At 52.1% G+C, this 16,890-nt stretch carries 13 protein-coding genes and 1 tRNA gene; 10 read left to right on the top strand and 4 right to left on the bottom strand.

The genetic code is table 11. The features are described 5' to 3' along the window. Window positions 1–48 precede the first annotated feature (48 nt). A complete protein-coding gene (locus tag QZV31_RS07740; RefSeq protein WP_295359475.1) occupies window positions 49–1,146 on the top strand; it encodes a spermidine/putrescine ABC transporter substrate-binding protein in 1,098 nt (365 codons plus the stop codon). Between the two features lie 161 nt (window positions 1,147–1,307). Here QZV31_RS07740 and QZV31_RS07745 read toward each other — a convergent pair whose 3' ends face one another. The 4 genes from QZV31_RS07745 to QZV31_RS07760 form a co-directional block, all read right to left on the bottom strand. After that, window positions 1,308–2,390 carry a spermidine/putrescine ABC transporter substrate-binding protein gene (locus tag QZV31_RS07745; RefSeq protein ID WP_295359476.1) on the bottom strand — a complete coding sequence of 361 codons (1,083 nt, stop codon included), beginning with the start codon at window positions 2,388–2,390 and terminating at the stop codon, window positions 1,308–1,310. 253 nt (window positions 2,391–2,643) lie between these two features. Beyond that, window positions 2,644–3,438, bottom strand: a complete 795-nt coding sequence (locus QZV31_RS07750) for an ABC transporter permease (protein ID WP_093729096.1) — start codon at window positions 3,436–3,438, stop codon at window positions 2,644–2,646. After that, window positions 3,419–4,276, bottom strand: coding sequence for an ABC transporter permease (locus QZV31_RS07755; protein ID WP_295359477.1), 858 nt, complete (start codon window positions 4,274–4,276; stop codon window positions 3,419–3,421). Before QZV31_RS07755 ends, QZV31_RS07750 begins: the two co-directional genes overlap by 20 nt. 81 nt (window positions 4,277–4,357) lie before the next feature. Beyond that, on the bottom strand, window positions 4,358–5,356 hold the full coding sequence (locus QZV31_RS07760) for an ABC transporter ATP-binding protein (RefSeq protein ID WP_295359478.1): 999 nt from the start codon (window positions 5,354–5,356) through the stop codon (window positions 4,358–4,360). 505 nt (window positions 5,357–5,861) lie between these two features. Between QZV31_RS07760 and QZV31_RS07765 the strand changes: the two genes are divergently transcribed. From QZV31_RS07765 to QZV31_RS07805, 9 genes are all read left to right on the top strand, one after another. Beyond that, complete coding sequence (locus QZV31_RS07765; RefSeq protein WP_295359479.1) at window positions 5,862–7,103, top strand: Glu/Leu/Phe/Val dehydrogenase; 1,242 nt, start codon at window positions 5,862–5,864, stop codon at window positions 7,101–7,103. Window positions 7,104–7,355: 252 nt separating this feature from the next. Continuing rightward, on the top strand, window positions 7,356–8,540 hold the full coding sequence (locus QZV31_RS07770; RefSeq protein WP_295359480.1) for a PLP-dependent aminotransferase family protein: 1,185 nt from the start codon (window positions 7,356–7,358) through the stop codon (window positions 8,538–8,540). A 166-nt stretch (window positions 8,541–8,706) separates the two neighbouring features. After that, on the top strand, window positions 8,707–9,090 hold the full coding sequence (locus QZV31_RS07775) for a LapA family protein (protein WP_295359481.1): 384 nt from the start codon (window positions 8,707–8,709) through the stop codon (window positions 9,088–9,090). A gap of 244 nt (window positions 9,091–9,334) precedes the next feature. Then, entirely contained in the window at window positions 9,335–12,112 is a 2,778-nt protein-coding gene (gene polA, locus QZV31_RS07780) for a DNA polymerase I (protein WP_295359482.1), read from the top strand. A gap of 225 nt (window positions 12,113–12,337) precedes the next feature. Further along, on the top strand, window positions 12,338–12,937 hold the full coding sequence (gene coaE / locus QZV31_RS07785; RefSeq protein ID WP_295359483.1) for a dephospho-CoA kinase: 600 nt from the start codon (window positions 12,338–12,340) through the stop codon (window positions 12,935–12,937). Between the two features lie 163 nt (window positions 12,938–13,100). Beyond that, the gene (locus QZV31_RS07790) at window positions 13,101–13,832 is read left to right on the top strand and encodes a lytic transglycosylase domain-containing protein (protein ID WP_295359484.1); all 732 of its coding nucleotides are present in this window, start codon (window positions 13,101–13,103) and stop codon (window positions 13,830–13,832) included. A gap of 342 nt (window positions 13,833–14,174) precedes the next feature. After that, window positions 14,175–14,756, top strand: coding sequence for a hypothetical protein (locus QZV31_RS07795; RefSeq protein WP_295359485.1), 582 nt, complete (start codon window positions 14,175–14,177; stop codon window positions 14,754–14,756). 134 nt (window positions 14,757–14,890) lie between these two features. Beyond that, window positions 14,891–16,609: a carbon starvation CstA family protein gene (locus tag QZV31_RS07800; protein WP_295359486.1), complete on the top strand. Its 1,719-nt coding sequence runs from the start codon at window positions 14,891–14,893 to the stop codon at window positions 16,607–16,609. A gap of 171 nt (window positions 16,610–16,780) precedes the next feature. Next, window positions 16,781–16,866, top strand: a tRNA-Leu gene (locus QZV31_RS07805). The last annotated feature ends 24 nt before the right edge of the window (window positions 16,867–16,890 follow it).

Consider the following 16,890-nt stretch of genomic DNA (forward strand, 5'->3'; position numbering starts at 1 on the left):
GGTGCTGGTCCGGCTGCCAGTATGGAGAAAAGGAGGAGTTTTTATAAAATGAAAAAAATTCTTGTTCTGTTGTTCTGTTCGTTAATACTTGTGCTGACTGCCTGCGGCGGTCCGGAAAAGAAGACGGAAAAGCCTGCGGAGCCCCAGAAGAAGGCGGAACCCGCAAAGACCGCAGACGGGAAACAGATTCTGAATCTGTTTAGCTGGGCTGACAATTTTGACCCCGAGGTTCTTGCAGATTTCGAAAAGAAATATAACTGCAAGATTAATTATGACGTATTCGCCAACAATGAAGAACTCCTGGCCAAGATTCAGGCCGGCGGCGCACGTTACGACGTGATCCAGCCCAGTGATTATATGGTCACTACCATGCTGAAGCTCAAGCTGCTGGAAGAAATGGACCTGAGCAAGATGCCTAATACCAAGCATTTGATCAAAGATTTGCAGGCGCCGGCATACGACCCCACCGGAAACCATTCTGTAGTGTATTCCTGGGGCATCACCGGCATTGCTTATAATAAAAAGTTTGTGAAAACGCCTCCCACGTCCTGGAGAGACCTGTGGAACCCGGCTTACAAGGGCCGCGTGGTTCTGCTGAACGACGTACGGGAAGTCATCAGCTTTGCCATGAAGATGAACGGGTATCCGTTAAACAGTGTTGACAAGAATCATCTGGCGGTCTGCATGAAAGACCTGAAGGCGCTGGCTCCCAACATTCTGGCTTACGACACGGATACCATCAAGCAGAAATTTATTGCGGAAGAAGCCTGGATCGGCACTATGTGGAGCGGCGACGCTTACTTCAGCAATAAGGAAAATTCCAATATCGGATTTGTCGTTCCTAAGGAAGGCACCGGCATCTGGGCCGACTGTTTCGCCATTCCCAAAGGCGCCAAAAACAAAGAACTGGCCCAGCAGTTCATCAATTACCTGTATGAGCCAAAAGTCAGTGCCAAGAATTACGAGTATATCGGCTACAACGACCCCAACCTTGCAGCGGCTCCGTACCACACGGAAGAGTTCAAAAACGATCCGATCCTGCAGACGGCTCGTGACTACATCGGTAACTCCGAATGGACGGATGACGTTGGCGACGCCATTGAGCTGTATGACCGTTGCTGGACGGAACTGAAGACGGGGAAATAAGCCTGTCTTCCTTACCTCAAACAAATATGCGCCAGAACTATCCTTAATGATGGGTAAGTCTGGCGCTATTTCTATTTATTAAGAAGTTAGATTCCGGAACATATAAAATACATATGCATATAAAAAAGCTCCGGCTTCCGCCAGAGCTTTTATTGTAAAACTTACTTTCCAGTCTTCAATTCCGTCCAGAACTTATCATACATGGTGATCGCGTTCCCGATATCATGGAGCCATTCGCCCTTGTCAGCCTGGCTGTTGGCTGCTTTCAGGATCGGGCTTTCCACCACTTCTTTCTTCTGCAGCGGGATTGCCTTGCCATTAGCGTTAGGCACCCGGATGTAGTTGAAGTTCTGTGCGCTTACCTGGGGATCATAGATGTAATTCAGGAACTTCATGGCCAGTTCCTTGTTCTTGGCCCCTTTGGGGATGGCCATGTTGTCGGCCCAGATCAGGGTACCTTCCTTGGGTACGCAGAACTGGATATCAGGATTGTCAAAGTTGCAGAAAGAAGCATCGCCACTCCACATCTGGGCGATCCAGGCTTCCTCGGCAATCATCTTCTGCTTGTTGTTTTCCGTATCATACGCCAGTACGTTGGTGTTCAGCTTTTTCAGGTCGTTGAAAGCCGCTTCCACTTCTTTCGCATCCGTGCTGTTGTTGGATTTGCCCAGTTTCTTCAGGGCCAGGCTGAATACTTCCCGGTTGTCGTTCAGCAGGATGATGTGGCCCTTGTATTCGGGTTTCCACAGATCAGCCCAGCTGGTGATGGGGTCTTTCACATATTTTTTGTTGTAGGCGATGCCGGTGATGCCCCAAACATAGGGAATGGCATATTCCTGCTTCGGGTCATAGGCCGGGTGTTTCAGGCTTTCAATCAGGTTGGCCTGCACATTGGGCAGTTTGCTGTGGTCCAGCTTCTCCAGCATGTCCAGATGGATCATGGTGGTGACCATGTAATCGGAAGGCTGGATGATGTCGAACTGAGCGCCGCCGGCCTGCATCTTGGCCAGCAGTTCTTCGTTATTGGAATACACGTCGTAATTAACGCGGCAGTTATTGGCTTTTTCAAAAGCGGCCAGTACCTGGGGATCAAAATAATCCGCCCAGCTGTAGATGTTCAGCACCTGCTGTTCTTTCTTGCCGCCGTCCTTGGGCGCATCGGTCTTCTTATCACCGCCGCCGCAGCCGGTGAGAGCCAGGGTAAAGCATACAACGAGTAAGAGTAGTAAAGTGAATTTTTTCAAATGGTATCAACTCCTTTTCATAAAATATTTTATTGGAAATGAGTATAACATTACAGATTACGCGATATAAAAGGTTTGTGCTGCTGCCGGAGCGAATCGGGAAAACCTGTGTCGCCGCCTGTTGCGGAAGCGATTTAAACTATACCACAGCAGGAACAAAATTGCAACAGTAAATTTTTCGTTTTCCTCTGGGGCTGCGTCGCAGAAAAACAGGCTGCTGTAACCCTGACTGTCTGTGGCTGCGCTGCCAAAATCAATCTTCTGCTTTCACCTTGTGGCTGGGCTGTAAAAATTCCGCCAGCAGTACCAGGATGATTTCCACTACCATCATTAAGGTGGACAGGGCGTTGATCTCCGGGGAGATGCCCCGCTTGACCATGGCGTAAATGTACAGCGGCAGCGTGGTGGAGTTGGGACCCGCCACGAAGAAGCTGATGACGAAATCATCGATGGAAAGGGTGAAGGCGATAAGGGCTCCGGCCACGATGCCCGGCATGATGAGGGGCAGGGTGATGTAACGGAAGCACTGCCAGGGGGTAGCGTACAGATCGCTGGCCGCCTGTTCATAATCGCTGCGCATGCCATCCAGCCGCGCGCCCACGGTGATCACCACGAAGGACAGGCAGAAGGTGATGTGGGCCAGGATCAGGGAACCTTTGCCCAAAGGCATCTGCACCTGGGAGAACAGTACCAGCAGGGACAGGCCCATGACGATTTCGGGGATCAGTATGGGAAGATAAACCAGGCCGTTGATGACGCTCTGCATTTTGTATTTGTACCGGTGCAGGGCGATGGCGGCGATGGTCCCCAGCGTGGTGGAGACGATGGTGGAAGCGAAGCCGATGATCAGCGTGTTGATGAGGGCTTCCAGCACCCGCCGGTTGTTGAACAGCTGCTCATACCACCGGAAGGTGAAACCGGTCCACACCGCGTTGATGCGGGAGTCGTTGAAGGAGTACATGGCCAGGATGACCAGCGGTACATACAGAAATGCCAGAATTGCCAGGGAATAGGCTAACAGCAAGTGGCTACGCCATGTTTTTTGCATTTTCGGCGCCTCCGTTCTGCGCCTGGATGGCGCGGTAGTAGAGGATGATCAGCAGCAGTGAAAGGACTGCCAGCACGATGGACAGGGCGGAACCGAAGGGCCAGTCACGGGCGGAGAGGAACTGGTTCTGGATCAGGTTCCCCACCAGGGCGGACTTGGCGCCACCCATTACGTCCGGTACTACGAACATGCCCAGAGAAGAGATGAACACCAGAATGGTGCCTGCCGCCACGCCGGGCATGGTCAGGGGCAGGGTAATCTTCCGGAAAGCGGTGAAAGGAGCGGCTCCCAGATCGGAAGCGGCTTCCAGCAGACGGCGGTCCAGCTGTTCGATGGATACATATATAGGAAGGATCATGAAGGGCAGCAGGGAGTAGATCATACCCAGCATTACGGCGCCTTCATTATATAAGAGTTGCAGGGGCTGTTCGATGAAGCCTGCTTTCATTAAAAAGGTGTTCAGCACGCCCTGGGCCCGCAAAATGATGACCCACGCATACGAGCGGATCAGGAAGTTGATCCAGAAGGGGATCATGCAGAGGATCAGTCCCGGCTGCTGCCAGCGTTTGGGCAGCTGGGCGATGTAATAGGCCAGGGGATACCCCATGAGAATCGTAACTACGGTAGTGACAAGGGCCACTATCAGGGTCTGTGCAAAGATGGAAAGATATAAAGGCTCCAGGAAACGCAGGTAGTTGTTGATGTTCCAGTTGAAGACCACCTGACCGTAAGGGGTACGGGCGGCAAAGGACACGGCAACAACGATGAGCATGGGGATGATAAAGAAGAACCCCAGCCACAGCATAGAAGGAGCAATCAGTAATTTACCGTTTTTCATGTCTCCGCCTTTCTGTTTCAGCAACGTGATTGGATGTTACGCGGCGCGGGAGGTGCCTGTTCAATCTGTCGGCGCTTCCGGTTATTCTTTTTCTACTTTTACGCCGTCGCGGTCATACCACCAGATTCCGACCCGGTCGTCGGCCTGCCAGCGGTGTACGTCGTCAAAGTACTGGTAGGCGATGACGGTCTGGTTCGTGTTGTCAAGACGGATAAAGACTTTGTCGATGGTGCCGTAGAAGACGATGTCTACCACCGTGCCGAAGAATTTGGGATCCGGATGGTCCGCGTTCTCTTCGTCTTCCGGACACAGGTTCAGTTTCTCCGGACGCAGGGCATAGGTGTCGCTGCCGATATCAAAGAAGTTGCTTTCGCCGATGAAGCGGGCCACAAAGGTGTTTTTGGGATGATGGTAGATGCCGTTGGGATCCCCGTCCTGCTGGATGACACCGTCGTGCATGATGACGATGCGGTCGCTCATGGTGAGGGCTTCTTCCTGGTCGTGGGTTACAAAGACGAAAGTGAGGCCAAGGCCCCGCTGTAAATTTTTCAGTTCCAGCTGCAGTTTTTTCCGCAGCTGATAGTCCAACGCGCCCAGAGGTTCGTCCAGCAACAGTACTTTAGGGCTGTTGACCAGGGCCCGGGCGATGGCTACACGCTGCTGCTGCCCGCCGGACATCTGGGACGGGTAGCGGTCCCGCAGCTGTTCCAGCTGGGTCAGGTACAGCACCTGGTTGATACGTTCCTGGGCTTCTTCATTGGGAACGCCCTGCATCTTTAAACCGAAATGAATATTTTCCGTCACGGTCATGTGCGGAAACAACGCATAGTTCTGGAAAACCATGTTGACATTGCGTTTATAGGGCGGCAGCTTGGTGATATCTTTGCCGTCCAGGATCACTTTGCCGGTGGTAGGGGTTTCCAGACCGGCGATCATACGAAGCAGCGTGGTCTTGCCGCAGCCGGAAGGACCCAGCAGTGTTACAAATTCACCATCGTTAATGGTAAGATCCAGCGTAGGGATGATTAGATGCTCGCCAAACTTTTTGGTAATCCCTTCCAAACGGATTAATTCATTCATTGCGATCACAACCTTTCCTGAGAAACCACAGGGAACGTGATTTCTGTTATGTAGTATTGAGGAAGCTGCCGACGCAGCGGAAAGCCCGGTTACCGGCGCCTCCTTAAAGCAGGAAAGCCATTTGGAAATTGAAATTTCGGGCAGGCTGACCCAATTTAATGTTAGTAATTTATTGTACTTGCATTATACATGCAAAAGTCTGAGATTACAATGTTTTTTTTGTAAAAAAAGAAATTTTTTAAAATTGTTGCCAACCCGCATGTCTGATAGGGTCGGCATGGGGTCGAATTTAACAAAAATGAAAATCTCCCCAAAGCCCTTTTTATACAGTTTCGTTTTACATTTACCCTGCAATGTGTTATAATATTTTCAGGAAAAATGTTGCAATATTTGGCGGTTTTCGGCATTTAGTAAAAACCATATCACAGGTCATTTGTGCAGTATGTTGAAACTGCATTGTATTATCCATAAAGGAAAAAATTTATTATGTAAGGGGGAAACCATCATGGGACTGATCGAACAATCTATGATTCCGCTGAACAAGGCTATTAAGGCAATGAAACTGGACCCAAGCGCGGCTGCTATCATTGCGGTACCGGAAAAGACTACGGAAGTTCATATTCCGGTCAAGATGGATAACGGCAAGGTTCAGGTATTTACGGGCTATCGGTGCCAGCACAGCACCATCATGGGACCGGCCAAGGGCGGCGTTCGGTATCATACGGCTGTAAATATGGATGAAGTGAAGACCCTGGCTTTCTGGATGACCTGCAAGTGCGCAGTGGCAGGCCTTCCCTACGGCGGCGGCAAGGGCGGCATCATCGTGGATGTAACCAAGCTGTCGGAACGGGAACTGGAAGCTCTGACCCGCGGTTACATTGACAAGATCGCCGGCGTCATCGGCGAAAAGAAAGATATTCCGGCTCCGGATATGAACACCAATGCCAAGATCATGGGCTGGATGATGGATGAATACAGCAAGATTACCGGCCAGTACGAACCCGGCTTCATCACCGGCAAGGATATTTCCGTAGGCGGCTCCCTGGGACGTACGGCTGCTACCGGCCGGGGCGTGGTGACCGCAGCGCTGGAAGCCCTGAAAGTGAAAGGCATGAAGGTAAAAGGCGCCACCGCATCCGTACAGGGCTTCGGCAATGTAGGCAGCTGGACCGCCAAGCTGGCCTTTGACGAAGGCATGAAGATCGTGGCCATTTCCGACGTGTATGGCGCCATTGCCAATAAGAAGGGCATCGATCCTTACAAACTGGCGGAATACACGGCTACCAGCAAGGGTCACAGCGTAGTGGGCTACCCTGACGCGGATCCCATTGACAAGGAACTGGTGCTGGAGCAGAAAGTGGACGTGCTGTTCCCCTGCGCCATGGAAAACCAGATTACCAAAGACAACGCGAAAAAGATCAAAGCTACCATCATCTGCGAAGGCGCCAACGGACCTACCACTCCGGAAGCTGACGAGATTCTGGACAAGAAAGGCATCTTTGTGGTTCCCGATATTCTGGCCAACGGCGGCGGCGTAACGGTTTCCTATTTTGAATGGGTACAGAACCTGTACCGTTTCTTCTGGTCGGAAGAGGAAGTAAAGAACCGCCAGATCGACATGATGGTGAAAGCTTTCAAGGAAGTGTATGACCTGACCCTCGAGTACAAAGTACCCATGCGGGTAGCGGCTTACATCGCAGCCCTGAAACGCCTGGCTGTAGCCATGAAGTTCCGCGGTATGTATTAAAAGAACCGTTCCCTGACTATTAACAACTGAAAAGCGCCGAAGTTGTCCCTCCTTCCCCCGCGAAGTCTACGGCGGCATCCCGCAAGCGCGCTTGCTATCGCCGCCTAAAAGATTCGCGATGGGGCAAACCTTTCCGGGACAAGCTTCGGCGCTTTATTTATGTTCTGTTGTAAAATGTGTGAAGCTTTGTTGACACTGACATTTGCAAGTGATAAAATTTTCTATATATAAAAAATGAGAGGGGTTTTTGCTATGGAATACAAATTTGCATCGCGTATGGATCGGATGAAGGCATCCGAGATCCGTGAATTACTGAAACTGACGGCCCGGCCGGAAATTATTTCCTTTGCCGGCGGCCTGCCTGCCCCGGAACTGTTCCCGGTAAAAGAGATTGCCCAGGTTTCCCATGATCTGGTATTAAAAGAAGGCCAGAAGCTGCTGCAGTATGCGACTACGGAAGGCCGTCCCACCCTGCGGGAGAAGATTGCCAAGCGCATGACGGAAAAATACAAAACCCCGGTTGTGGCCGATGACATCCTCATCACTACCGGTTCCCAGCAGTGTCTGGATTTTGCCGGCAAGCTGTTCCTGGATCCCGGCGACGTGGTGCTGTGCGAAAGCCCGTCTTATCTGGGCGCGCTGAATGCGTTTAATGCCTACCAGCCTGTGTTTAAGGAAGTGCCCACCGACGGGGAAGGCATTATTCCGGAAGAACTGGACAAGATCCTGGCTTCCACCCCGAAATGCAAATTCATTTACGTAATTCCCGACTTCCAGAATCCTACCGGCATCTGCTGGAGCCTGGAACGCCGTAAAAAATTCATAGAAGTCATCAACAAGTATGACCTGCCGGTATTCGAAGACAATCCGTATGGGGAGCTGCGGTATCGTGGCGAAAGTTTCCCCACCCTGAAGTCCATGGATACCAAAGGGTTGGTTTCCTTCCTGGGCACCTTCTCCAAGATCTTCTGCCCGGGCCTGCGCTTAGGCTGGATCGCCGGTCCTCATGCTATTGTTGAAAAGTTTGTCATGATCAAACAGAGCGCCGACCTGCATACCTCTAACTTTGACCAGGGCGTGGCCGACGCCTACATGGACACCTATGATCTGGATGCCCATGTGAAGGAAATCGTGGAGCTGTACGGTCATCGCCGTGACCTGATCCTGAAGACAATGGAAGAGGAGTTCCCGGAAGGGGTGGAATTCACCCGTCCCGACGGCGGCCTGTTCCTGTGGGTAACGGTGCCGGAAGGCGTCAGCGCCCGCAAGGTGTTTGACAAGTGCATCGAGCAGAAGGTGGCGGCAGTTATCGGCGACGCGTTCTATCCTAATGACAAGACTGACCGTAGCATGCGCGTCAACTATTCCTGCATGCCTGACGACAAGATCGTAGAAGGCGTAAAACGCATGGCCAAAGCCATTAAAGAGTGCATGTAAGAAGGTAAAAGTTTTTCTTGCCGGTTGTTACGTAATACAGGCTGACCGGCAGGTGTGAGGTATGAACCTGTGAGACCTGCCGTGCTGTGACTGCTGAGTTTGCCAAAAGGCAGGAGCTTAATTAAGGAAAAAAGTATGACCTGATTTAAGAAAAGAGGTTACCGTTATGCCGTTTATTATTATAAGTGCAGTTGTAGCGATACTGGTTGCGATTCTGGCCATCCAGAACTCGATGATGGTGGACCTGACGCTTTTCATGTGGAGCTTTCGCCTGAACCTGGTGCTGGTAGTGCTGCTCTCTGTAATCTGCGGTCTGCTGCTGGGACTGGCCTGGGGCATTACGGTGAAGACCCGGAGCCTGTGGCGGATGCGCAAGCTCAATGAGCAGATTTCGTTGCTGGAAGATGACAAACGCATTTTGCGTGACAAGGTGGAGCAGCTGATGAAAGCCCAGGGCGGCGTAATGGACCCTGCCGATACCTCGACGACTCCGGCGGCGCCGGTGAAGCCGGATGCGCAGAAGACGCCCGGCGGTTCATCTGGTAACTGATAAGAAGATTATAAATAGTAAGAGGGCTGTGACATATCCCGGAAGGGCCTGCCCCATCGCGAATCTTTTAGGCGGCGACTGCGAGACTGTCTGCAGGATGCCGCCGTAGATTTCGCGGGGGAGGGAGGGATATGTCATGGCCCTCTTTCATTACATTTCTAATTCTGATGGTTTATGATATAATTAATTATTAATCTTTTATCAAACTTACTCGGTTACGACAGGTAAAGGAGAGTGCGCTGACATGTCTGATAAATTTTTAGTAATTGACGGAAGCAGCCTGATCCACCGGGCCTTTTTCGCCCTGCCGCCCCTGACTACCCGCAAAGGGCAACACACCGGGGCTGTGTACGGATTTTTGCGCATGTTCCACAAGCTGTTGCAGGATGTGAAACCCCGCTGGGTCGCTGCGGCGTTTGATAAATCCCGGAAGACATTCCGCACGAAGCTGTATGCGGATTACAAAGGCCAGCGGAAACCCACGCCGCCGGAGCTGAAGGAACAGTTCCCCCTGTGCATGGAGGTGCTGCAGTCCATGGGCATTCCGGCGCTGGAGCTGGATGATTACGAAGCGGATGATATCATCGGCACCTTTGCGAAAAAGGCGGATCCGTCTGTGGAAGTGTATATCGTGACCGGGGACCGGGACGAGCTGCAGCTCATCGACGACCGCACCCGGGTCATGTACACGAAGAAGGGCATTTCCGATATCAAGCTGTACGATAAAGCTGCTTTTGCGGAAGATTACGAAGGGTTGGTCCCCCTGCAGCTCATTGACCTGAAAGGCCTTATGGGCGATACTTCGGACAACATTCCCGGCGTGCCCGGGGTAGGTCCCAAGACGGCCCTGAAGCTGATTGGGGAATACGGCAGCGTGGAAAACGTGCTGGAGCATGTGGACGAGGTAAAAGGCAAAAGCCTGAAGGAAAAGCTGGCAGGCAATAAGGAGCAGGCTCTGCTTTCCAAGGAGCTGGCCACTATTTATACGGAAGTGCCGGGGCTGGATCTGCAACTGGACTCCTATGCCCTGAAACCGTTGGAGGAAAAAGCCCGGCAGCTGTTGGCAGACCTGGAGTTCCGGGGTTTCTTCAACCAGTTCGGACAGATCATGGGCGTGGCAGAAGGTGTTGACGTGCCCTCTGCTGCGGCAGCCGGGGGAAATGTCAGCTCTTCTGACAGTTCCGTTGCAATGAATGGGAACATACAGAAGGATACAGCAGGAGGAAATCTGTTTGCAGCGGCAGCTTCCGGCAACGGGGCGGAAAATCAGTCTGCAGATATAAATCGCGTTTCTGCTGTCGCCGACGACGGTATGGGCAGCCTTTTTGGCACAGTGGTGGCCGCGGCGGAAGTAAAAGAAATCGGCTTTGCGGCCCAGTGGCAGGAAGCCGCTGCCTCTATGGATCCTTCCCAAATGGTCTGGTTTATGACGGAAACTGCCGGCGAGATACCTGACCTGCAGTTTACCGGCGCCCGGGTGCTGTGCGGGGAACAGGAGTATCTGCTCAGCGGGACGGAGGCCCTGGCTGCGTTTACCCAATGGCTGGGCAAAGCGCCCAACCCCAAAGGCACGGCAGGCAGCAAGGAAGTATTCCGTACCTGCTTCTGCCAGCACGTGGAACCCGTAAATATAATAGAAGATATTACCCTGGCAGCCTATCTGGACGACCCGGGACGCAGCGGATATGCGCTGACAGACCTGGCCTGGCATTATCTGGGGCAGGACCGGACCCCGGACTGCCATACCCTGGTCCGAGTGGCCGAAGTGGTAAAGCAGGCCCTGCAGGATAAAGAGCTGACAAGCTTATATAAAGAAATGGAACTGCCTCTGGCCCGGGTACTGGCAAAATTGGAACTGGCCGGGGTCAGCGTGGACGAAACAAAACTGGATGCCATGAGCCGGGAGATGGCGAAAAAGATTCTGGGTCTGGAAGAGCTTGCCAGAGAGCAGGCGGGAGATCCGGGCTTCAATCCCAATTCTCCCAAACAGCTTGGGGTGGTTTTGTTTGAAAAGCTGGGACTGCCTGTGATCAAAAAGACGAAAACAGGGTATTCCACCGACGTGAAAGTGCTGGAAGAACTGCGGGATAAACATCCGCTGGTAGAAACCATTTTGCAGTACCGGGTGCTGGCCAAGCTCCAGTCCACCTATCTGGAAGGGCTGAAACCATTGATTAACCGGACCACGGGGCGCATTCATACCCATTTCCAGCAGACCGTGACGGTGACAGGGCGCCTGTCCAGTACAGACCCCAATCTGCAGAACATCCCCACCCGTACGGATATCGGCCGGGAGATTCGGGCGCTGTTTGTTCCCGCGGCCGGTTATGACTGGCTCATGTCCTGCGATTACTCTCAGATTGAGTTGCGTATTCTGGCTCATGTGGCACAGGATCCCCTGATGCTGGAGTCCTTCCGGGAAAATCAGGATGTGCACGCCCGGACGGCCAGTGAGGTCTTCGGTATGCCTCTGGACCAGGTGTCCCCGGAGATGCGGCGCCGGGCCAAAGCGGTCAACTTCGGTATCGTGTACGGCATCAGCGATTTTGGTCTGGCGGTACAGCTGGGCTGCAGCCGGCAGGAAGCAGGGGAGTTTATCAAACATTACCTGGAGCGGTACCAGGGCGTGAAGGAATACATGGAACGGATGAAAGCGCTGGCCCGGAGCCAGGGTTACGTATCCACGCTACTGGGGCGTCGCCGCTACCTGCCGGATATCAACAACCGCAATTTCAACCTTCGCAGCTTTGCGGAGCGCACGGCTATCAACACCCCCATTCAGGGCACGGCTGCCGACATCATGAAGCTGGCCATGCTCCGGGTAGATGCGGCGCTGCAGCAGTCAGGCCTTTCTTCCCGTGTGCTGTTGCAGGTGCACGACGAACTGGTGCTGGAAGTGAAAGAAACGGAACGGGAAGCCACCGCGGCCCTGGTGCAGACTGAGATGCAGAACGCATTTAAACTGGACGTGCCTCTCCTGGCAGATGTAAATTACGGCAAAGACTGGGCGTCTGCAAAATGATTGCTGGAATGGCAAGGCAGGAGCAAACTGTAGGAAACGATTGTGTCATTCCATGAGATGAAATGAGCCGTCGTGGCGAGACTGTTTGAAGGACGCAGTCCTGAGTTTCGAAGCCACAGGCTCATGAGTCCATGGAATAACAATCGTTGACGTGTTTGCGATGCCTTGTCATGCAGTTTCATTTTGCGGACTTTAGATTAATTGTAATACAGAAAGCGTGGTACTATGATCGTAATCGGACTGACCGGCGGCATCGGCAGTGGGAAAAGTACAGTATCTTCTTACATGAATACCTTGGGCATTCCCGTCTTTGACGCGGACGCCTCCAGTCGGGCGGCAGTGAAAAAAGGCAACCCCTGCCTGCAAAAGATCGTAGCTTTTTTCGGACCGGAGTGCCTTTTGCCCGATGGGGAACTGAACCGTCCCTGGGTGGCGGATAAAGTGTTTCACGATAAAACGATTTTGAAGCAGTACGAAAAAATCGTACAGGACCAGGTCTGGGAGGAAGCGCAGCAGTTCCTGGCAGAAGAACGTGAAAAGAACACAGCGGCGGTAGTGCTGGACGTACCCCTGCTCATTGAGTGCGGCTGGCATACCAAGATGGACAGTGTGTGGCTGGTGAAGGTTCCCAAAAGCGTTCAGATACACCGGGCCATGCTGCGGGACGGAGCTACGGAAGAAGCGGTAACGGCCCGGATCAACGCCCAGATGTCACTGGCGGACAAAGAGAAGTTCGCGGATGTGGTCATTGACAACAGCGGGACCCTGGACAGTACAAAAGCCCAGGTGACCGCACAGCTGCAGAATGTATTAGGCGCAGTCTGAACCATTTCGTTACAACCGTAACGTACCGGCAGAAAAGGTGCGGATTTGTTTTGCACGGGAAAATCCAACAGTATAAAGTCTGTACAAAAACCGGGCAAAGGGTTATAATGGCATTTGATTTTGTATAGCAACTTTGCATGGCAGCAGATGGGAGTCCGGAGTTTTGGCGGAAAAGAAAAAACAGGCTAAAAAAGATAAACAGGAAATGCCGGCCCGGGAAACAACGAAACCGGAAAAGGCCGGACGCCGGCGCGTGAAACGTGTGCGCCGTCCTGTAAAACGGAAAAATGCAAACGCAGAGCAAAAAGCAAGCAGCAGACGTATGTGGGTCTACGTACTGCTGCTTCTTGTGGTGCTGAGTTTTGCAGGCTGGCGTTTATGGCGCAGCGACGCGGTGCAGATGCGTTTTGTGTACATGTGGCCGTATCAGAATGAAATCGTCACGTATGCCCGGCGCAACAACATAGATCCTTTCCTGGTGGCTGCGGTCATCAAAAACGAAAGTGAGTTCAAACCGGGAGCCGTATCCCCGGTAGGCGCCATCGGTATGATGCAGATTATGCCGGAGACGGGAGAGTGGATTGCAAAACAGATGGGGCTGGATAACTATTCCATCCATTCCCTGTACAACCCGGGTGTCAACATCCGCATGGGCTGCTGGTATCTTTCCGAATTGAAATATGAGTTCAAAGACAATCTGCTTCTGATGATGATGGCCTACAATGCGGGGCGGGGCAATACCCACGGCTGGATGAATGCCAATGGCTGGGATTATAACTTTGGGCAGACAAAAGCAATTCCCTATCCGGAGTCCCGGAATTACGTAGCCTCGGTGCTTCGTGACCGGGATGAGTATTACAGGCTGTATAAGGATAAGGTAGATACAGGGAAGTAATGTTTTGCCCGGGTTGCCTGATCCGGCGCTGCTTTCTCCGTACTGTTTTTGCCGATATATCCTTTTTGCTGGTGTAAAACGATCTTTTTATTGGTGTAAAACAAAAGGAAGGCGAGGGTGCCGAGAGGGTTGAACGATTAAATTTTTGTAAATTGTGAAATAAAATTCACGAAAGTTTTACAGAAATTCAGATTTCAGCCATTAGTTTTTATGATATTGTAGACTCTTTTCAACAAATGTGATATAATTTTCACAATTTCCAAAGCATATTGAGGGAAGTTCTGATTTCCTGCTTCCGGGCAGGTGCACAACGTTTCCTCAGGGGTACATAACAGGAACATTATGGATGCAAAAATTGAAACAGTAATCGAACGTCTTCTGTCCGGTTACCGGCGTTATTATAATGTGACACGGTTTGACGGCGGGTACAATCCGCCGCCGGAAGAGTTTAAGGGGATTTGTGAAGCAGCAAAACTGACTCCTCCGGTGCTGCCGGGGGATGTTTGTTTTAACGCCCTCTGCGAGTATTACGAAAAGGCAGAGCAGTATTTTCTTTTTCGACACAACGAACTGTGGGCAACCCATCAGGAAGAGTTTATCTTTTTGTTTTCCGTTCCGGTACTGACGCTGCAGGCTTTTGAGGCCTGCCGGGATTACGCGTATGACGAGGGCATGAAGCTGGCCCACATTGGTCCCGGCCACATGTACACCTACATTTCGCCGGTGATTGTCTGTGAAACGGCGGAGCCGGAAGCGGTAAAGGCTTTGGAAAAATGCAAGATTTATAAAAGCTTCAAGTTTTCCTTCCATGGATGGATGGATTTTCATGCAGCCTGCTTTGAGGCGTCAAAGCAGAAACTGCATTTTAATCATAGTGGTCTTTGTATGAAAAAGAACCTGGAAAAAGTACTTGGGATCCGCTGATGTTTTTTATAAATGAAAAAACATTTATGAAACTTTCTGCAGCAGCGCGTTCCCCGGAGCGCAGCATACCAGGCGCTTCTGTATTAAGGAAACACTGACTGAACCGTGTTTCCGTAAGCAAGGGAGGATTTATTGTGAACACACTGGTATTACTTCTCATTTCCATTGCTGTGCTGTTCTGCGGCTACGTCATGTATGGCGGCTGGCTGGTGAAACAGTGGGGCGTTGGGGAAGGGGACATTCCCACACCGGCCCATGCGCTGGAAGACGGCGTGGACTATGTACCCGCAAAAGCCCCCGTATTGATGGGGCATCATTTTTCGTCCATTGCCGGCGCAGGTCCCATCACCGGTCCGATCGGCGCAGCCATGTTCGGCTGGCTGCCTGTCACGCTGTGGATCCTGATTGGCGGCGTCTTCTTTGGCGGCGTCCATGATTTCGGCGCTCTGTTCGCGTCCGTACGTCATAAAGGCCAGTCCATCGGCGAAGTTATTTCCGCCAATATGTCCCGCCGGGCAAAACGGCTTTTCATCATTTTCTCATACCTGACCCTGATTCTGGTTGTTGCGGCCTTCGCGGCTATCGTAGCTTCCACTTTTGGCGCCAAAGTCGTGAACGGCGCCATTGACTACAAGGCCAGCGCTACCAATGCATCCGTGGCCATGGTCTCCATCATGTTCATCCTGATCGCTATCGTATTCGGTTTTGCCGTATACCGCCGTCATGCCTCCATGGTGACTTCTTCCATTCTGGGCGTCGTTGCCATCGTGCTCTGCATGGCCATTGGCATGAACTTCCATCCGTTCTACTTCACCACCGGTACCTGGATGTGGATCATCGGTGTCTATATCACCATTGCTTCCGTAACCCCGGTCTGGATCCTGCTGCAGCCCCGTGACTACCTGAGCTCCTTCCTGCTGTATGCCATGCTGATCGTAGCCGTCATCGGCATTGTAGGCGCTCATCCCAATATCGATCCGAAACTGTTCCCGGCTGTGACCGGTTTTGCAGTTGACAACGGCAACGGTGTACAGCTGCTGTTCCCGATTCTGTTCACTACCGTAGCCTGCGGCGCTATCTCCGGATTCCATTCCCTGGTTTCCTCCGGTACCACTTCCAAACAGCTGGATAAAGAAAGTGACGCCAAACCCATCGCTTACGGCGGCATGCTGCTGGAATGCGTACTGGCCATCATCACTGTCTGCGCCATTGCGTATGCCCGGACCACCGGTCACACCAAAGGCGCTACGGATATTTTTGCTGGCGGTATCGCAGCCATGGTTGCGGCCATCCCTGGTCTGGAAGGCATGGAAACATCTTTCTACACCTTGCTGGTGCTGACCTATTCCGCTTTCTGCCTGACCTCGCTGGATACGGCCACCCGTCTGGCCCGCTTCATGTTCCAGGAATTCTGGCTGGAACCCGGCGAGACTGTACATGACGTGAAAGACGGTTTCCGTAAGTTTATGGTAAATCCCTATTTTGCTACGATCCTCACCGTAGTGCTGGGCGTTCTGTTAGGCCTCAACGGCTTTGCCAAGATTTGGGGTCTGTTCGGCGCGGCCAACCAGCTGCTGGCCGGTATCGGCTTGCTGGCAGTGGCAACCTGGCTGGGCAATGCGGGCAAGAACAACAAGATGTTCCTGTTCCCCATGACCTTTATGCTGATCGTAACCATCTGCTCTTTGATCCTGACCATCAAAAACCAGCTGGGTATCATTGCCAAAGGCGCAACGCATTGGGGTCCTTACGCACAGGCTGGCATCGGCACTTTGTTAGTGTTGCTGGCCTTTGTACTGGCCATTGAAGGCTATCAGACCATTGCCCATCCGAAAGAAATCGCAAAGAGATAATAGTTGATACCTGAGGACAGAAAAGTAAATCCCTGGCCTTTACCCCCACTAGCCTCAGGAGCTAGTGGGGTATCCTTACGGAAACGCATTTGATCGGTGTCATTTTTAAAAAATGATTGACGAACTGCGTCAAGTGTGCTAATATAATTTCGTTGCAAACCATTGCTTTATGCGGTTGTGGTGGAACGGCAGACACGCCACTTTGAGGGGGTGGTGAGGGTAACCTCGTATGGGTTCAAATCCCATCAACCGCACCAAACATTTTGTTTGCAGCACAGGTA

Origin of the sequence: uncultured Succiniclasticum sp. (assembly GCF_902793885.1) — a bacterium.
Lineage (GTDB): Bacteria > Bacillota > Negativicutes > Acidaminococcales > Acidaminococcaceae > Succiniclasticum.